The sequence below is a fragment of the Streptomyces hebeiensis genome, assembly GCF_052983195.1.
Genome location: NZ_CM129812.1, coordinates 2,130,636 through 2,148,095, shown reverse-complemented (window position 1 = coordinate 2,148,095; position 17,460 = coordinate 2,130,636). Strand labels below are relative to the sequence as shown.

Genomic DNA, 17,460 nt, shown 5'->3' with positions numbered 1-17,460 from the left:
GCTCCGGACGGGAACGTACGTGAGCGGCATCGACGACCTGGACCCGGTTCTGATCCATCACATCGTCAACACGCTTGGCTGGCCGGGCCTTCGGCCACTTCAGGAGCGGGCGATCGATCCCCTGCTCGCCGGAGAGGACGCGGTTCTGCTGGCTCCCACGGCGGGCGGCAAGACCGAGGCCGCCTCGTTCCCGTTGCTGTCGAGGATGGCGGCCGAGCGCTGGAGCGGCACCTCCGTGCTGTACGTGTGTCCCCTCAAAGCGCTGCTCAACAACCTGCTGCCGCGCCTGGAGACGTACACCGGCTGGCTCGGTCGCACGGCGGCGCTGTGGCACGGCGACATCAAGGCCACCGCACGCAAAAGGATCCTCACCGGGCGCCCGGACATCCTGCTCACCACCCCCGAGTCGCTGGAAGCGATGCTGGTGAGCGCGAATGTCGACCACCGCTCCTTCTTCGCCGGACTCAAGGCCGTCGTCGTGGACGAGGTGCACGCGTTCGCCGGTGACGACCGAGGCTGGCACCTGCTTGCCGTACTCGAACGGATGCGGCGAATCGTCGGCCGCCCCATTCAGCGGGTCGGCCTCTCCGCAACGGTGGGAAACCCGGCCGAACTGCTGCACTGGCTGCAGGGGGCAGAGGCGGGCAGGCGTCCGGCCCGGGTGGTCGCTCCGCATCTCGGTGACCGGCCGGTGAGCGGATCGGCCTCCGTGCCCCCCGGCGACATCCAGCTCGACTACGTGGGCTCGCTGGAGAACGCGGCCACGGTGATCGCGGCTCTGCACCGCGGAGAGAAGCGTCTGGTCTTCTGCGAGTCGCGGCGGCTCGTCGAAGAACTGGGGGAGAAGCTACGCGCCAAGGGCGTCACGACCTTCCTCTCGCACGCCTCGCTCTCGGCGGACGAACGGCGCCGGGCCGAGGAAGCCTTCGCCGAAGCCAGGGACTGCGTCATCGTGTCCACCAGCACCCTTGAGCTGGGCATCGACGTCGGCGACCTCGACCGGGTCATCCAGATCGACGCTCCCGCCACGGTGGCGTCCTTCCTCCAGCGCCTCGGCCGCACCGGACGGCGCGCGGGCTCGACACGCAACTGCCTGTTCCTCACTCTCGACGAAAGCGGACTGCTGGCCGCTGCCGCCTTGTTGCTCCAGTGGTCACGCGGCTGGGTCGAGCCGGTGGTGGCACCGCCCGAACCCCGGCACATCGTCGCCCAGCAGATCCTCGCGCTGTGCCTGCAGGAGCACCAGGTCGGGGACCGGCTGTGGCAGGAATGGTGGGCGGGCCTCGCCCCGTTCGGGCAGTCCGCCGAGCCGATCGTGCGGCACCTGGTGGACGAGGGCTACCTCGACCAGGACGGCGGCATGCTCTTCATCGGTCCCGAGGCGGAACGACGCTTCGGACACCGGCACTTCATGAACCTCACCGCGGTGTTCACCGCGGCCCCCGAGTTCACCGTCCTGAGCGGACTGACCGAGATCGGCAGGACCGATCCGAGTCTGCTGACCGAGAGCGTTCAGGGGCCCCGCAGACTCCTGCTGGCCGGCCGCAGCTGGCAGGTCACGTACATCGACTGGAACAGGCGCCGCTGCTTCGTCGAGCCGGTGGACAGCGGTGGCAAGGCGAAGTGGAGCGGCGTGGGCTTCATCCGGCCGACGTCGTACGCATTGACCCGCGCCGCACGAGACGTGCTGCTCGGCACGGATCCGCAGGTACAGCTGACCGGTCGGTCACGAGGCTGCCTCACCGAGGCACGTCACCGTCTCCTGGAGTACGTGCGTCCCGCCGGCACGCTCATCGTGCGCGAGCCGAACGACGATGTTCGTTGGTGGACATGGGCCGGCCACCGCGCGAACGCGACCCTGGCCGCAACGCTCGGAAACCTCGCGGACCCGGCTCAACGCATCAATGACTGCTGGATCCGACTGAGCCCGGACCTGACTCCGCCGGTATGGAAGCAGACGGTGGCTGACGCCGCATCCCGGCTCTGCCTTCCAGCGGTCCATGAACAGGCCCTGAAGGGACTCAAGTTCAGCACGGCCTTGCCACGCCGCCTCGCCGAAGCGACGCTGGCGGCGAGGCTGGCCGACCTGGAAGGGGCCGCCGCGGTACTCAAGGAACCGGTCCGGTTCAGCACCATGGCCGACTGAACAGCGGCTACGCCACATGAACGCTACATCGCGGGAGAGGCCGGCGCGGGGGCCGTGGCAGCGGTGGCCAGGTCGAGAGGAGAACCCTGCCCGGGGAGGCCTACGACGGGCGCGGTCTCGGCCGTGACCGTCGGCGCGAACAGCTTGCCCGCTGACCGATGTCCGCGCGCATCGGAGACGACGATCCCGCCTGTCCACTTGCCCGTCGGCGCCTGATAGCGGTGCTGGAGCTTTCCGAGGCGGGGGCAGTGCCGGTCCCGTACCTCGACGAACCCCGGGTGGCAGTGGACATTGCCGGTCAGGTCACCGGCGTAGGTCACGGCGGCCGACGGAGCCAGTACGGCGCTCACCAGAAGATCGGCGATCTGCAGACCCAAGTGCGTGTCACTGTGGCCGAAGACCGGAGACTCGGGAAGGTGGGGCATCGGGTCGCCGCCCTTGGCGAACTTCCGGGTTGTCACACAGTGCACGTTGCCGACGTTGTCGCTGGGATTGCGGCTGTCCAGCACCGCGATACCGCTGCTGGAGCGCTCAGCGAGGTAGTGCTCGAAGTTCGCGCACAGAGCGGTCACGGAAGCCGCGTACATGGCCGTGTCGTCGTTGACGACGCCGTCCTGCTTCACCCAGACACGAGCCATGACCCTGCAGTCGCGACGTTCCAGGATCGTCAGAAGATGATCGAGGAAGCCGTGCGCCATACGCCGTTGGTTGCGCCCCGGCCGACGGAAGGACTTGCGTATCGTCTCGCCCTTGATCTCATGGTGGACGACCTGACTCAAGGCGGGCACCTTGCGCAGTTCCGGCCGGAACCGCTTCTTGAGGGCGATGAAGTCCCAGGCGAGGCCCTTGATCTGGGCCTCCGGCACAGTGAATCCGCCGATCACCATGACCGGAACGGAGTCGGCAACACCGGGGTTGAGGACCTGCCCGGTCCCGGACTCATCGAGATAACACAGGTGCAAGACCGTCCCCCCGGTGTACAAACAGCTATGGCCGGCCCCAAATCCTTGGGGGACGGCCATAGGAGGTTCCACGCCGAGCGGAGCCCGGTCGCAGAGTGGTGTTCGTTCTGAAGCACAGCGTAGTGGAGTCCGCCGGTGACGGGCAATCATCGCGTGGCCGGAACCGGGTTGCACAGCAGCTTCGCGCCACCACTGCCACCACATGGTGAAGGCCCGGCGAATCGAGGTAGCGGCAGGACTCCGCGGAGGCGGTGCGTGCGGAGAGCTCTCCCGCGAGGGGTGTCACCGCCCGGGCGCGCACCTGCATGAAAGAGGAGCGTCCGATGCTCGCGCCCTCGGCGGTACCGTCATCGCCGACGGTGACCCTGGCGAGACCGGTTCCCCAGGGCCAGGAGCCGACCGTGCCGAGGATGATTCCACCGGTCTTCGTCTGCCGAACCCACGCGTATGGGATGCGACGCACCGCGCAGGTGGCGATGGCCCTGTCGTACGGTGCCCGGTACGGATGGCCGAGGGGCCCGTCGCCCGTCACCGTCCACGTCGAGTAGCCGACGGCCTCCAAGGCCGCATCGGCGCGTGCCGCGACCTCCGGGTCCACCTCCACGGTGGTGACGTTGTCCTCGCCGAGGTAGTGGCACATCAGAGCCGTGGAGTAGCCGGTGCCCGTGCCGATCCCGAGGACGCGGTGTCCCGCCTTGAGGTCCAAGTCCTCGATCATGCCGACGACCGTGGTCGGGTCGGTCGAGGACGACGTGGGCACGCCCGCGACGGGTTCACCGATCTGATCGGCGGTGAGGTGCCCGTCGAGCTGAGTGGTGAGAGTGTCGACGCCGTAGGCGACCTTCAACCACTCGGCCTAGGCGGTGCCGTGGGCGGTGACGGGCCGCCATACCCGCCCCTCGTCGAGGAAGACGCCGGGATGGAGGAACTGCTCGCGCGGCACGGTCTCAAGGGCTCCGCGCAGCCACGGGGACTTCACGATGCCGTTGCTCGTGAGCAGCGCGGACATGCGGCGTCGCTCCGATGTAGGACAAGCGGCATGACGCCGGCAGCGGGCAGACGATTGGTGTCATCAACGCCTTCTGCCGCAACCAGCCGCACAACAAGTGCCCTGCGTGGATGAACGAGTGACTGACTCCGAAGACCGGGAGCGGATGGTGCGGGCCTCGTCGGTGTCGACATCCGCCTCACGGGCGAAACCCGGCCGGACGGTCCGCGGGGTCACGGTCCGTGGGGTAGTGGACGCCGACGCGGTCCCGTACCGCGTCGAGCGTGCGCATCACCGCGAGCGTTCCCTCCAGGGGGACGAGCGGCGACTGGGTCTCGCCGGCCCGCAGGCAGCGCATCGCCTCCGCCGCCTCGTGCTGCAAGCCGTGCAGGACCCGCGGCCCGCCCGCGACCCCGGCCGCCGTGAACTCCTCGGGTTCGGCACCGGCCCGGTGCAGTGTGAACCGTTCCGGGGCGAAGAAGCCCGCCGGCACCTCGATCCGCCCCTTCGTGCCCGTCACCGTCGCCGTCCTCGGCGTACCGGCCGTGAGCGAGCAGCTCAGCAGCGCGGTCGCGCCCGAGTCCCAGCCCAGCAGGATCCCGGTGTTCAGGTCGACGCCCTCGGGCGAGAGCAGGGCGTCGGCCTGGACGCGGTCGGGCTCGCCCAGCAGCAGATGCGCGAACGACACCGGATACACACCGAGGTCCAGCAGCGCACCGCCCCCGAGCGCCGGGTCGCGCAGCCGGTGGTACGGGTCGAAGGGGCCCTCGAGGCCGAAGTCCGCCTGGACCGTGCGGACGTCGCCGATCGCCCCGTCCCGCACCAGCTCCACCAGCCGCCGGACGACCGGATCGCAGTACATCCACATGGCCTCCATCAGGAACAGCCCTCGCTCCCGGGCCAGTTCCACCAACTCCCCGGCCTGCCGGGCGTCCAGCGTGAACGCCTTCTCGCACAGCACCGGCTTTCCCGCCGCCAGGGCCGCGCCGGCGGCGGCCCGGTGCGCGGAGTGCGGCGTCGCGACGTACACCACGTCCACCTCGGCATCGGCGAACAGTCCGGCCCAGGAGCCGTACGCGCGGGGGATCTGGAACCGCTCCGCGAACTCCCGCGCCGCCGCCTCGCTCCGCGAGGCCACCGCCACGATCTCGGCGTCCGGCAGTTCCCTGACGTCGGCCGTGAACCGCGCGGCTATGCCCCCCGTCGCCAGCACGCCCCAGCGCACGACGGGCTCGCCGTGCGCTCCCTGAACCGCTCCCGCTGCCATAGCTGCCCCCATAAACGGTGTCGACCAGTCCGGCTGAGCTGAGAGCATAGGTAAGGATTCGACAATAATGGAGACAGGAATGCCGGACGGCGGCCAGACCACCGAAGGACGTAAAGGACATATACCGCCCGAAGGGCGCGGCTCGGGGCCCACGCGGGGACCAGGCCGGACGGACGACCGTACGCGTGGCCTCGCGCCCGGCCGTATCCACGACCTGACGGCTGGTCCGGTTCCCGAACAGCGCCAAGCACCGCCCACCACTTCCGCTCCTGTACCGGCCCCCGCCGCTGTCGTCGTCGCGCGTCGCGCCGGGCTGCTCGTCACACTCATACTCGGCGGGCTCACCGCGTTGCCGCCGCTCTCCATGGACATGTACCTCCCGGCCCTCCCGGAGGTCACCCGCTCGCTCGGCTCACCGGCCGCGACCGTCCAGATCACCCTCACCGCCTGTCTCGCCGGCATGGCGCTCGGCCAGATCGTGGTCGGCCCCATGAGCGACAGATGGGGACGGCGCCGGCCGCTGCTGCTCGGCATGGCCGTGTATGTCGCCGCCACCGCCCTCTGCGCCCTGGCCCCCACCACCGAACTCCTCATCGGCTTCCGTCTCCTGCAGGGTCTCGCCGGCGCGGCGGGCATCGTGATCGCCCGGGCGGTGGTGCGCGACCTGTACGACGGCGTGGAGATGGCGCGCTTCTTCTCCACCCTGATGCTGATCTCCGGCGTCGCGCCGGTCGTCGCGCCCCTGATCGGCGGGCAGGTGCTGCGCCTGACCGACTGGCGGGGCATCTTCGTCCTGCTCACCGGGATCGGCGCCGTCCTGACGTTCGTCGTCTGGAAGTGGCTGCACGAGACGCTGCCGGAGGAGGAGCGGCACAGCGGCGGGGTCGGCGAGGCGCTGCGCACGATGCGCGGACTGGTCGCCGACCGGGTCTTCACCGGCTACCTGCTGGCGGGCGGCCTCGCGTTCGCCGCGCTGTTCGCGTACATCTCGGCGTCGCCGTTCGTCGTCCAGGAGATCTACGGCGCCTCCCCGCAGACGTTCAGCCTGCTCTTCGGCGTCAACTCGATCGGTCTGATCGCCGTCGGCCAGATCAACGGCAAGATCCTCGTCGGCCGGGTCAGCATGGACCGGGTGCTCGGCTTCGGGCTCTGCGTCATCACCCTCGCCGGGGTGGCGCTGCTGCTGATGACGACCGGGGTGTTCGGCCGGGTGGGGCTCCTCCCGATCGCCGTGGCGCTGTTCGTGCTGATGTCCGCGATGGGGCTGGCGATGCCCAACACCAACGCCTCGGCGCTGCTGCGCGCGCCGCACGCCGCGGGGTCGGCGTCCGCGCTGGTGGGTACGGCGTCGTTCCTGATCGGCGCGATCGCCTCACCGCTCGTCGGGATCGCGGGCGAGGGGACGGCGGTGCCGATGGCGCTGGTGCAGGTGGTCAGCGCGCTCGGATCGCTGGCCTGCTTCCTGGGCCTCGTACGGCCGTGGCAGCCGCACCGCGCACCGGAGCGCGGGCGGCGGACGGACACGTCGGCCTGAGCCGACGTCACCGCGGGCTCGGAGGGACAGCCCGCCCGGGGTGCCCATCTGCACACCGCCGACCCCGGCGATGCCGGCGCGGCGGGCCCGGGCCGGCCCCTTCGTCCGGGGTACGAGCACGGGCCCGCCGCGCGTACGGATCGTCTGTACGGCGGTCGGTCAGCCGCCGCCGCGCCGCGCGTACCCGATCAGGTGCGGCACGTCCTTCGCGTCCGTCCAGCGGAACAGTCCCGTCGACGTCCCCTCGCCGCTCGCCAGCCGCACATTGTCCGGCAGCGGATCCGGCACACCCGTCGTCAGGTCCACCTGGACCGGCTCCCCGCCGCGTGTGAGCGCGTCCGTCACGTTGCGCGCGCTCGTCGCCCCGTACGCCACCCCGTCGTTCGTCACCGTCGTGAGCGTGAGCGGATCCGTGCCGTCCGGTTCCTCGAAGCAGTACCCCTTCTTCTCCTCCAGGTCGAAGGCGAGCCGCCCCGCGACCAGGTAGCGGCCGTTGGGCGAGGCGACGAGCTGCGGGTCCTCGCTCGGCACGATCGCCGGCTTGCGGCACCGGACCTGGGCCACGGCCTTGCCGTTCGCGGTGTCGTGCAGCGCCCACACCTGGTGCGTCCGCGCGTCCTTGGCGCCCTTCTTCGGCTGCCACCTCGCGAGGAGGTGGCCGCGCGCCAGCGAGGCCGGTACGCCCGAGGCGGCGTCGGTGCCCTTCGGCGCGGTCTTCCGGCTGTACCAGCCGCCCCGTACCCAGAACTCCCTCGCCCCGCCGACCAGCAGGCCCTTGTCCGTCAGCCCGTGGACCTCGGTCAGCTTCCGGCAGTTCTCACAGCCCTTCGGGTAACCGAGCGATCCGGTTCCGGCCTTCACCACGTCGCCGGTCGCCGGGTCCACCACCGCGCTCGTGGCCTTGCCGTCGCTGACCACGATGCCGGGGCCCGAGCCCCGGACGACCGGTGCGTTCGGCCATGGGAGTTCGACCCGCCGCCGGGTGCCGTCGCCCGCCTTGTAGATGTCCAGGGAGATCAGTGGCTGCGGCGGCTTGCGCTCCTCGGTGTCGGGCCTGCCGTACGACCAGGCGACGAAGTACTCCTCGCCGTCCTTGGCGACCGAGAGCAGGCGGGGGTAGCGGTCGCCGGGGAACAGCGGCCACCAGGGCGCGCCGTCCCACGTCCGTTCCCCGGTCGTGGCGTCCAGCGTCCGGACCCGGAAGCGTTCGTCGTCGACCCGCTCCACGTAGGCGACCCGGTCCGTGTCCACGGCGACCGCGTGGTCGGGCGAGACGCCGGTGATCTCCCAGCCGCGCGTCGTGTCGTACGCCGGGGGGACGTTCAGGCGCGGTACCGACGGCACGGTGCGCGACACGGCCTTCTTCGGCCGTTCCTCGGCCGTGTCCGCCTTCTTCCTCTTCACATCGAGGGTGGTGAGCAGGAGCAGCAGCGCCAGCAGTGTCAGACCGCCCACCAGGGTGAGGCGCACGATCCGCTGTCGCACCGTGACCGTGTGAAACGCCTGAGGTACGGGTTGCCTCCCGGGCACTCTGCGGAAGGGTTGTCTCATGCTCACCCTGTTGAAGGGCAGTCTCATGGTCCCCCCGAGGAAGGAGTGTCACCGCATGACAAGGGCCGTCAGCCTAGCAACTCGGTTTATGGGATTTGCAGTTCACCGCCCGTACCGCAGAGTAGCCGGGAAGAGCCAGGTCGGCGTAGGTCCGTCGCGTATATGCGCCCCGCACGCGTGCCGCACCGTCGCCCGCACCCGTGCCGCACGTTCGGGGCGGCACCGCGCCTAGAATGTCGGTGGTGAATTCCAGGGACACACTGCGGACGGCGCTCGCGGAACTGCTGGACGGGCTGGAGCCGGGCCGGGCCGGGCAGGCCGTCGAGCGGCTGATCGCCAACTACCGGGGCACCACCCCGACCGACGCGCCCGTCCTCCGTGACCGGTCGGACGTCGTCGCCTACGCCGCGTACCGCATGCCCGCGACCTTCGAGGCCGTACGGGCGGCGCTGGCGGGGCTCGCCGCCGCCGCGCCGGACTGGGCGCCGGCCAGCCATGTCGATGTCGGGGGCGGCACGGGCGCCGCGGTGTGGGCGGCGGACGCGACCTGGGGCGACCGGGGAGGGGACGGCGGAGACACCGGGACCCGTACCACCACCGTCCTGGACTGGGCCGAACCCGCGCTCGCCGTCGGCCGCGAACTGGCCGCCGCCTCCGCCGCCCCCGCGCTGACCGCCGCCGCGTGGCGGCAGGCCAGGATCGGCACCGCGCTGGCCCTCCCCGACTGCGACCTGGTGACCGTCTCGTACGTGCTGAAGGAACTCACCGGACCGGACCGCGCCGCGCTCGTCACCGAGGCGGCCCGCGCCGCGCGGGCCGTGGTGGTCGTGGAGCCGGGCACCCCCGACGGCCACCTGCGGATCATCGACGCCCGGGAGCGGCTGGTCGCGGCGGGGCTGAGCGTCGCCGCGCCCTGCCCGCACAGCGGTGCCTGCCCGATCGCCCCGGGCGCCGACTGGTGCCACTTCGCGGCCCGGGTCAGCCGTTCCTCGCTGCACCGGCAGGTGAAGGGCGGCTCGCTGCCGTACGAGGACGAGAAGTTCGCGTACGTGGCCGCGGTGCGCTTCGACGCCCGCCCGGCACCCGCCCGGGTGACCCGCAAGCCGCAGATCCGCAAGGGGCAGGTGCTGCTCGACCTCTGCACGACGGGCGGGGGCGGCGGGGGCGGCGGCGGGAACGCCGGCGGGAACGGCGGCGGCAGCGGCGACGGTGGCAGCGGTGACGGGCTCACGCGGGAGACGGTCACCAAGCGCCACGGCGCCCTCTACCGGGCGGCCCGGGACACGGCGTGGGGCGACGCCTGGCCCCCGCCGGACGCGTGGCCCGGAACGGGGCGGGCAGCGGTTGACGGGGCGGGCAGCGGTTGACGGGGCGGACAGGGGTTGACGGGGCTGACGGGGAGGGACCGGTTACGCCCGCAGCTCCTGCGTGCAGCACTTCACCGCGCCGCCGCCCTTGAGCAACTCGCCCAGATCCATGCCGATCGGTTCGAAGCCGCGGTCGCGCAGCGGTGCGAACAGGCCGGCCGCGGCCTGGGGGAGCAGGACGTGCCGGCCGTCGCTCACCGCGTTCAGGCCGAGCGCCGCCGCGTCCGTCTCCGTCGCGATCAGCGCGTCGGGGAAGAGCCGGGCGAGGACGGACCGGCTGCCGGGGGAGAAGGCGTCCGGGAAGTACATGATCTCGTCGGCCCTGTCGTCCAGGACGCACAGGGCCGTGTCCAGGTGGTAGTAGCGCGGGTCGACCAGGTCCAGCCCGATCACCGGCCGGCCGAAGAACTCCTGCGCCTCGTCGTGGGAGAGCGGACTCGACCGGAAGCCGCGTCCCGCCAGCAGACAGGAGGCGGTGACGGCGAAGTCGCCCTCGCCCTCGTTGACGTGGGTGGGTTCCCGGACGTCCGGGTAGCCGTGGGCACGGAACCACTCCAGGTGCGCCGCCGCCTCCCGGTGGCGCTCCGGATGGGCGAAGCGGGCGCCCAGCACCCGGCCGTCGATGACCGTGGCGCCGTTCGCGGCGAAGACCATGTCGGGCAGGCCGGGCAGCGGGTCCAGCAGCCGGACGGTGTGGCCGAGGGCGGTGTAGCGGTCGCGCAGGACCTCCCACTGGGCGAGCGCCAGCCGCAGGTCCACGGGTTTGGCCGGGTCCATCCAGGGGTTGATCGAGTAGGTGACCCGGAAGTGGTGCGGCGGGCACATGAGATAGCTGCGGGGGGATGCGTCACGAGGCAAGGTCGGCTCCTCACGAGCGGTGGTGCGCACCGTGTGCACGGCGGCCGGCGCGGGCGGGCGGACGTGCGGACGGGCGGTCGGCCGGCGGCACACGGCCGCGGACGACCCGCCGCCCGCGACGGACGGCCGACGACGGTGACCGTCGACCGCCGGCCCGCGACGGACCCGGGCACGGGTGCGGGAGGCGCGTCCCGTACGGCGAGCGCGGCGGGGCGCAAGAGCCAATATCCGCTTCGACCGTTTCTCCGCGCGGAGACGCGCTGGAATCCGTCCGGGTGATTGCGGATGACCGCAGGTGACCAGGGGTGATCGTGGGTGATCGCGCGGTGTGTGGAGCCTCTCGGGGCGCGCCCCTGCCCGCGCCGCGAGACGAGACGTATCGACTTGTCCGACGGGTAGATTGGCTGCCATGGCTCAGAGCACAGACGGCGGCAAGGCCCCCGATTCCGCACGGCGCAGCGAGCGGTCGCGCCGCGCGATCTACGACGCCGCCCTCACCATGGTGGGCGAGGTGGGTTACGCGCGGACGACCATCGAGGGCATCGCGGCCCGCGCCGGGGTCGGCAAGCAGACGATCTATCGCTGGTGGCCCTCGAAGGGCGCCGTGCTGCTGGAGGCGTTCCTCGACCTCGGCGAGCGGGCGGCCCGGGAGGCGGGCGCCGAGGAGGCGGTGTACGAGATCCCCGACACCGGTGATCTGGAGGCCGACCTCAAGACGGTGCTGCGCGCCACGGTGGACGAGCTGAACAACCCCGCCTACGACATTCCCTACCGCGCCCTCGCCGCCGAGGGGATCGTCGATCCGGCCCTGGGTGCCGAGTTCACCCGCAGGCTTCTGGAGCCGCAGCTGAGGCTGTACGTGGAGCGCCTGCGCGCGGCGCGGTCGGCGGGGGCGGGCGGCGCGGGTGCGCTACGGCACGGCCTCGACCTCCGGGTCGCCCTGGAACTGCTGGTCGGTCCCCTGGCCCACCGCTGGCTGCTGCGGACGCTCCCGCTGACGCACGACTACGCGGACGCCGTCGTCGAATACGCCCTGTACGGAATGACCGCCCGGTCGTGAACGGGCCTGCGCGGCGCGGCCCTGTGCGGCGCGGCTCTGCACGGCGCGGCTCTGCACGGCGCGGTCCCGTGCGGCGCGCGGCACCGAGTGCCAGGCCCCTCGGCCACCGGGGAAGAACGCGCGGCCAGAGGGGGGCGCGTGGGGGCGCGTGGAGGCACACGGGGCGGATGTGGTGAACGCCACCGGTTCACAGGGCCTCGATCGCGGCCTCATATCGGCTCATATCACCTCATTGATGTGTGCGGCAGGCCCTGGGTGGCCGTACCCCGGTTGGGGACCCCGGTCCCGTGAGGAGCAGGATGGTGCGACCATGGGAGAGTCCGCAGGGGCGAGCGTGAAGTGTGAGGGGATAGATGGGCGACAGTTTCGGCCGCTACCGCGGCACGGAGAGCAGGATTCCCCAGTGGCTGCGCAGGCGCCCGAAGAGGAGTGCCGGTGCCGCCGCGCTCGAAGCGGGCGCGGCCGGCCGAGAGGCCCTGTTGCTCGCCGTCGCCGAGGCCGGTATGCCCGTCTCGCCCGCCGCGCACCCCGTCGGCTACCGATGTTCCTGTGAACGCATCGGATGTCCGACCCCGGCCAGGCACCCCGTCTCGTTCGCCTGGCAGACCCAGTCCACGACCGACCGCGCGCAGATCGAGCGCTGGGCCCGCAACGACCCGCAGGCCAACTTCATCACCGCGACCGGCATGGTCCACGACGTCCTGGACGTGCCCCTCGAAGCGGGCAGCCGCGCGCTGGAGCGCCTGCTGGAGCAGGGCATCGAGGTCGGCCCGGTGGCCGAGTCCGGCGGGGACCGGATGCTCTTCTTCACCGCGACCCGGGGCACCCCGGAGGACGAGGACGAGTGGTGGCCGTGCGAGCTGGACTGCCACCCCGAGACGATGGACGAGCACCCGGGGCTGCGCTGGCACTGCCGGGGCAGCTATGTGCTCGTGCCCCCCGCCCGGTTGCCCGGCGACCTGACGGTGCGCTGGGTGCGCGGCCCCGAGTACCCGCTGCCGGACCCGCTGACGCTGCTGGAGACGCTGACCGACGCGTGCGCGCGGTACGCGGGTGAGACCGGCGAACTGGACCCGCACGCGGTGGCCTGGCCCCTGGGCCGCTGATCGGCGTCCGGCCGACGCCCGGCCCCTGCCCCGGCGGAGGTGCTGAGTTGCCCGGCCCTGCCCCCGAGGTGCAGAGCGGGCGCGATCGGCGCCGGCCGACGTAAATCGGGGTACGAACCCCGTCGGCCTACGATCCGGTCGCCCCCGTGACCCCCTGGAGCCGGCCCTTCACGTCCACCGCCGGCGTGTCCGTACCGCCGCCGCCCGCGCCGCCACCGCCGTTCGGCGCGACCAGGGCGGCCTGGGAGGAGATCCAGTTCTTGGTGAGCGAGTTCTTCACCTCGCCCTTCATCAGCGCCTTCACATCCGCGCTCACCTCCGGCCGCACACCCTTCGCGCCCGTCTGCCGCTCGTAGATCCGCGTCGCGAAGAACGCCATCGCGCCGCCGTCCGCCGTCCGCATCGCCAGCGGCGCGAAGTCCCCTTCGCCCAGCGGCTCGTCGACGTACTGCGTGGTGAGCCCCGGCAGCCGCCCGTTCTCCTCCCGGCTCTCCCGCCACTTGTCCGTGTGCGGTCCGTCCGCGAAGTGCTCCGGGCTGCCGCTCTTGAGGAAGGAGGCGTACTCCTCGCTCAGATCCCCCGGGGCCACCGCCAGCGCCTCGCTGTCCGGCTCGACCGACTCGGCGAAACCGTCCGCGTCCTTCTTGAACTCCGGGACGTCGCCCGGGCGGAGGATCGTCAGATACGCGCATTTCCACGGCTCCTCCGGCGCGTTGCGCACGAAGGCGAGCACCCAGCGGAACTTCGGCCCGTCCGGCCGGTTCCTGTTGCTCGTGGTGTCCGCGATGAACCAGCGCGGCCAGCCCGCCTTCTTCGGGATCGTGTACTTCGCGTCCGTCAGTTCCAGCGGCTGGTGGCGTGTGTTGCCGTTCGGGCTGACGACGCTGCCCGCCTTGAGGCCGGCCTGGTTGATCTCGCCCAGCGCGCCGGTCACCCGGTCCGCGTCGAGCGCCGGGTCGTACGCCTTGTCCGCCGCGTTGTACGCGTCGGTGAAGTCCTCGAGCGCCTTCTCGGCCTCACTCGGTTTCGCCGCCGGGAGGACCGCCAGCTCGCCGTGCACCGTCACGCATCCGCTCGCCGTCAGGGACAGCGCCACCGCTGTCGCGAGCCCCGCCGCTGCCCGAATCGGCCTTCTCAGCCTGCTCATCGGTCGCCTTCTGCTCCTTGACCGCCACTGACCGTCCGAACCCTACCGGGGCCGGGAAGAGCGCGAGAACCGGGACCGGACACAGGCACCGGATCCACACCTGGAGTACGTCCGGGCGGCGAGCGCGCCGGTCTCCGTGGCCCGCCGAGGACGCGGACGGTGGCCGGACGTCCGGGAGTTCCGGCGAAAACCCGGGTATAGAACAGGTCAGCCTCGCCGGCCGGCCCCGGGAGTGACCTCATGCTGTCCCTCAGACCTGTGCGTACGTTCGTTCTCGCGCTGCTCGTGGCGCTGGCGGCGGCCCTGTTGCCGCCCGTCCCGGACGCGCGGGCGGCGGGGCGTACGGTGCAGGGCGGCAGGCTCGACTGGGGCGTGAAGTCCTCGTTCCTGAGCTATGTCACCGGGCCCGTCGCGCAGGGGAGCTGGGCGCTGACCGGGGGCGCGGCCACGACGGGCAGCCAGTTCCGGTTCCACTCGGCCACCGGTTCCTACGACCCGGGGGCAGGAGCCTTCCGGGCCGCCTTCTCCGGCGGGGTGCGCTTCGTGGGCCACCGGAAGGCCGACGGCAGCCATGGACTGGACCTGACCATCGCCCGCCCCACCGTGCGGATCGGCGGCGGCAACAGCGGCAGCGGCACCCTCCACGCCGACATGACCAGCAGGACGAGGGGATCCGGCACGTTCACGACGGCCTCCCAGGTCCCGCTGGCCACGCTCGACCTGTCCGGGACCGACGTGACGGTCGGGGGCGGCCCGGTTTCCCTCACGGGCGTTCCGGCGACCCTCACGGCGCGGGGCGCCACCGCCTTCGCGGGGTACTACCCGGCCGGGACGCCGCTCGATCCCGTCAGCCTGTCCGTCGACGTCGCGGCGGTGGACGACGCGCCGGACGCGCCCGGGAAGCCGCGGGAGGCGACACCGGAGCGCTCGGGGCGGCCCGGACAGGACTCCGGACAGGACTCCCGACAGGACTCCCGACAGGGCTCCGGACGGCGCGCCGACGAGGGAGGCATCCGGGACGCGGCCGTCGACTGGGGTGTGCGCCGCGCCTACCGCGAGTACGTCACCGGGCCCGTGGCCCAGGGCGGGTGGACGCTGAGCGACGGCGCGCTGGACGGTGGCGCGCTGTTCCGTTTCCCTCGGGGCAAGGGCTCGTACGACGTCGGGAAGGCCACGCTCGACGCGGGCTTCGCCGGGCGCGTCCGCTTCACCGGCACCGGCCTCGACCTGACCCTGAGCGGGGTCAGGGTCGAGGTGGCGGACGGCAAGGGCACGCTGTACGCCGATGTGGTCGACTCGGCCGAGGGCAGTCCACCGCGCGACGCCGTGCCCGTCGTCACGTTCGAGGCGGAGGACTTCACCCCGAAGAACGGTCTGACCGCGCTCACCGAAGTCCCCACGAAGCTCACGTCACAGGGCGCCAGGACCTTCGGCACCCGCTACGCCCCCGGTACGGAGATGGATCCCCTCTCCCTCGCCGTCGTCGTCGGCGCGGGCGCGCGGCTGCCGGCCCTGCCCGACCTCGGCAGCGATGCCAAGACTCCGGCACGGCCGGGAGCCACGGCGGACGCGGCGGACACCGGTGGCCCGGACGGCTCGTCCCCGGCCCCGGCCGACGCGGCGGCCCCGCCGTCATCGTCCCCGCCCGGCGCGTGGACGTACGCGGCGATCGGGGCGGGCGCGCTCGCCGTGGCGGGGGCGGCGGCGTTCGTGGTCCGCGGGCGGCGCCGTACCGAGGCGGACACCGCGGCGTCCGACGGTGGCTGAGGCGGGACTCGGGCGCCGTCGACGGCGCCCTGGACGAACTCGCGTCACCGGTCACGACGGCCACCGGACATCAGCGTCAGTCGGCGGAGAGCCTGGTGTTCGGCACGCGCCAGGCGGCGATCACGAAGGCGAGCAGACTCACGGCCGCGCCGGTGAGGAACACCGCCTGCATGGCGCTGACATAGCCTTCGAGGAACGGCAGCGCCACCCGTGGATCGAGGGCCTGGAGGAAGGCCGAGTCCTCCAGGTTCAGGCCGCCGTCGGGCCGTAGCACGCCGTCCAGCGCGGCCGCGTTCGCCGGCTCCTCCGCGAGCCGGCGGAACGGCTGGTCCTCGAAGGCGGCGGTCAGCCGGTCCGTGATCCGCGTACCGGCGAGCGAGAAGAGGATGGAGAGGAACGCGGCGGCGCCCACCGTGCCGCCGTTGGAACGGAAGAAGTTCGCCGACGCGGTCGCCGCGCCCATGTCCCGCCGGTCCACCTCGGACTGGGCCAGCGTGGTGATGGTCTGCATCGAGGCGCCGAGGCCCGCGCCCATGAACAGCATCCCGACGGCGACGTACCACAGCGGGCTGTCCACATCGAGCGTCGAGAACACCACCATGGCCACGGTGAAGGAGCCGATCCCCGCCACCAGATGGACCTTGAACCTCCCCGTCCGCGCCATCAGCCGGCCGACCACCAGGGTCACCGTCACGTTCGCGGCCATGGTGGGCAGCGTGGCGAGGCCCGCGTCCATGGGGCTCATGCCCTTGGCCAGTTGCAGGTACAGCGGAAGCGTCGTCATCGCCCCGAACATGCCGATGCCGACGACGAAGTGCAGGAGGGTGCCGAGCCGGAACGCCTTGATCCGGAACAGCTTGAGCGGCAGCAGGGCGGCGTCCCCCACGCGCCGTTCCAGCGTGACGAAGGCGACCAGCCCGACCAGCCCGACGCCGTACATGGCCAGCGCCAGGGGAGAGGTCCAGCCCCAGCTCCGCCCCTGTTCGGCGACGACGAGCAGGGGCACGATGCTGATCGCGAGCGTCGCCGCCCCGCCGAAGTCCAGGCGGTGCCGCACGGGCTGGTGCGGTACGTGCAGCACGCGCAGGATCACGACGACGGCCAGGGCCGCCAGGGGGACGTTGACCAGGAAGATCCACCGCCAGCCGTCGATCCCGAGCAGGCTGTCCCGGCCCGCGAAGACGCCGCCGACGAGGGGGCCGACCACGCTGGAACCACCGAAGACCGCCGTGATGTAGCCCTGGTAACGGCCGCGTTCACGGGGCGAGGTGATGTCGGCGATGATCGTCATGGCGAGGGACATCAGCCCGCCGCCGCCGAGGCCCTGGACCGCCCGGAAGGCCGCGAGCTGGTGGATCGACGTGGCGAATCCGCACAGCAGCGAACCGACGGTGAACAGCGCGATCGCCCACAGGTAGACCGGCCGGCGGCCGTAGATGTCGGAGAGCTTTCCGTACAGCGGGGTCGCGATGGTGCCGGTGACGAGATAGGCGGTCGTGACCCAGGCCTGAGCGGTCAGTCCGTGGAGGTCGTCGGCGATGGTGCGCAGCGCGGACGAGACGACCGTCTGGTCGAGCGCGGCGAGGAACATGCCGAGCATGAGCCCGGACAGTACGGTCACGACCTGACGATGCGTCAGTCGTGCGGGTGGTGCGTCCGGCTCGTCGCGCGGACCGTCCGCCGACTCTCGTGGGATCGCGTCCGAGG

At 72.0% G+C, this 17,460-nt stretch carries 12 protein-coding genes and 1 pseudogene; 6 read left to right on the top strand and 7 right to left on the bottom strand.

The annotated features are described in order from the left end of the window. The first annotated feature begins 19 nt into the window (after nucleotides 1-19). Nucleotides 20-2,146, top strand: a complete 2,127-nt coding sequence (locus ACU6P3_RS09170; RefSeq protein ID WP_447196691.1) for a DEAD/DEAH box helicase — start codon at nucleotides 20-22, stop codon at nucleotides 2,144-2,146. 23 nt (nucleotides 2,147-2,169) lie between these two features. Here the strand turns inward: ACU6P3_RS09170 and ACU6P3_RS09165 are convergent, their stop codons facing one another. The 3 genes and pseudogenes from ACU6P3_RS09165 to ACU6P3_RS09155 all read right to left on the bottom strand — a co-directional run bounded on the left by ACU6P3_RS09165 (nucleotide 2,170) and on the right by ACU6P3_RS09155 (nucleotide 5,363). Continuing rightward, nucleotides 2,170-3,168, bottom strand: coding sequence for a DUF3800 domain-containing protein (locus ACU6P3_RS09165; RefSeq protein WP_447196690.1), 999 nt, complete (start codon nucleotides 3,166-3,168; stop codon nucleotides 2,170-2,172). Nucleotides 3,169-3,322: 154 nt separating this feature from the next. Continuing rightward, nucleotides 3,323-4,117: pseudogene (locus tag ACU6P3_RS09160) on the bottom strand (methyltransferase domain-containing protein); the annotation flags it as partial. A 178-nt stretch (nucleotides 4,118-4,295) separates the two neighbouring features. Next, entirely contained in the window at nucleotides 4,296-5,363 is a 1,068-nt protein-coding gene (locus ACU6P3_RS09155; RefSeq protein WP_447196689.1) for a Gfo/Idh/MocA family protein, read from the bottom strand. Nucleotides 5,364-5,442: 79 nt separating this feature from the next. Between ACU6P3_RS09155 and ACU6P3_RS09150 the strand changes: the two genes are divergently transcribed. Further along, nucleotides 5,443-6,897 (top strand): multidrug effflux MFS transporter, encoded by a 1,455-nt coding sequence (locus ACU6P3_RS09150; protein ID WP_447197818.1) that lies wholly within the window; start codon nucleotides 5,443-5,445, stop codon nucleotides 6,895-6,897. A 159-nt stretch (nucleotides 6,898-7,056) separates the two neighbouring features. Here the strand turns inward: ACU6P3_RS09150 and ACU6P3_RS09145 are convergent, their stop codons facing one another. After that, entirely contained in the window at nucleotides 7,057-8,382 is a 1,326-nt protein-coding gene (locus ACU6P3_RS09145) for a hypothetical protein (RefSeq protein ID WP_447196688.1), read from the bottom strand. Nucleotides 8,383-8,681: 299 nt separating this feature from the next. Here ACU6P3_RS09145 and ACU6P3_RS09140 point away from each other — a divergent pair, with 299 nt between their 5' ends. Then, entirely contained in the window at nucleotides 8,682-9,815 is a 1,134-nt protein-coding gene (locus ACU6P3_RS09140) for a small ribosomal subunit Rsm22 family protein (protein WP_447196687.1), read from the top strand. A 42-nt stretch (nucleotides 9,816-9,857) separates the two neighbouring features. Here ACU6P3_RS09140 and ddaH read toward each other — a convergent pair whose 3' ends face one another. After that, nucleotides 9,858-10,703, bottom strand: coding sequence for a dimethylargininase (gene ddaH, locus ACU6P3_RS09135; RefSeq protein ID WP_344278897.1), 846 nt, complete (start codon nucleotides 10,701-10,703; stop codon nucleotides 9,858-9,860). A gap of 379 nt (nucleotides 10,704-11,082) precedes the next feature. Between ddaH and ACU6P3_RS09130 the strand changes: the two genes are divergently transcribed. Together ACU6P3_RS09130 and ACU6P3_RS09125 are read left to right on the top strand one after the other, a co-directional pair. Continuing rightward, nucleotides 11,083-11,733: a TetR/AcrR family transcriptional regulator gene (locus ACU6P3_RS09130; RefSeq protein WP_447196686.1), complete on the top strand. Its 651-nt coding sequence runs from the start codon at nucleotides 11,083-11,085 to the stop codon at nucleotides 11,731-11,733. Nucleotides 11,734-12,086: 353 nt separating this feature from the next. Then, entirely contained in the window at nucleotides 12,087-12,839 is a 753-nt protein-coding gene (locus ACU6P3_RS09125; protein ID WP_030746481.1) for a bifunctional DNA primase/polymerase, read from the top strand. A 127-nt stretch (nucleotides 12,840-12,966) separates the two neighbouring features. On the opposite strand, the gene ACU6P3_RS09120 is transcribed toward ACU6P3_RS09125, so the two are convergent. After that, nucleotides 12,967-13,986 (bottom strand): SCO2278 family lipoprotein, encoded by a 1,020-nt coding sequence (locus ACU6P3_RS09120; protein ID WP_447196685.1) that lies wholly within the window; start codon nucleotides 13,984-13,986, stop codon nucleotides 12,967-12,969. 240 nt (nucleotides 13,987-14,226) lie between these two features. Here ACU6P3_RS09120 and ACU6P3_RS09115 point away from each other — a divergent pair, with 240 nt between their 5' ends. Beyond that, nucleotides 14,227-15,753, top strand: coding sequence for an HtaA domain-containing protein (locus tag ACU6P3_RS09115; protein ID WP_447196684.1), 1,527 nt, complete (start codon nucleotides 14,227-14,229; stop codon nucleotides 15,751-15,753). Nucleotides 15,754-15,829: 76 nt separating this feature from the next. Here ACU6P3_RS09115 and ACU6P3_RS09110 read toward each other — a convergent pair whose 3' ends face one another. After that, nucleotides 15,830-17,374, bottom strand: coding sequence for an MDR family MFS transporter (locus tag ACU6P3_RS09110; RefSeq protein WP_447196683.1), 1,545 nt, complete (start codon nucleotides 17,372-17,374; stop codon nucleotides 15,830-15,832). Between the last annotated feature and the right edge of the window lie 86 nt (nucleotides 17,375-17,460).

Excerpts from the sequence above, each read along its gene's own strand:
- ACU6P3_RS09165 (WP_447196690.1), bottom strand. The coding sequence starts at position 3,168 with ATGGCCGTCCCCCAAGGATTTGGGGCCGGCCATAGCTGTTTGTACACC.
- ACU6P3_RS09155 (WP_447196689.1), bottom strand. The coding sequence starts at position 5,363 with ATGGCAGCGGGAGCGGTTCAGGGAGCGCACGGCGAGCCCGTCGTGCGC.
- ACU6P3_RS09150 (WP_447197818.1), top strand. The coding sequence starts at position 5,443 with ATGCCGGACGGCGGCCAGACCACCGAAGGACGTAAAGGACATATACCG.
- ACU6P3_RS09140 (WP_447196687.1), top strand. The coding sequence starts at position 8,682 with ATGTCGGTGGTGAATTCCAGGGACACACTGCGGACGGCGCTCGCGGAA.
- ACU6P3_RS09130 (WP_447196686.1), top strand. The coding sequence starts at position 11,083 with ATGGCTCAGAGCACAGACGGCGGCAAGGCCCCCGATTCCGCACGGCGC.
- ACU6P3_RS09125 (WP_030746481.1), top strand. The coding sequence starts at position 12,087 with ATGGGCGACAGTTTCGGCCGCTACCGCGGCACGGAGAGCAGGATTCCC.
- ACU6P3_RS09120 (WP_447196685.1), bottom strand. The coding sequence starts at position 13,986 with ATGAGCAGGCTGAGAAGGCCGATTCGGGCAGCGGCGGGGCTCGCGACA.
- ACU6P3_RS09115 (WP_447196684.1), top strand. The coding sequence starts at position 14,227 with ATGCTGTCCCTCAGACCTGTGCGTACGTTCGTTCTCGCGCTGCTCGTG.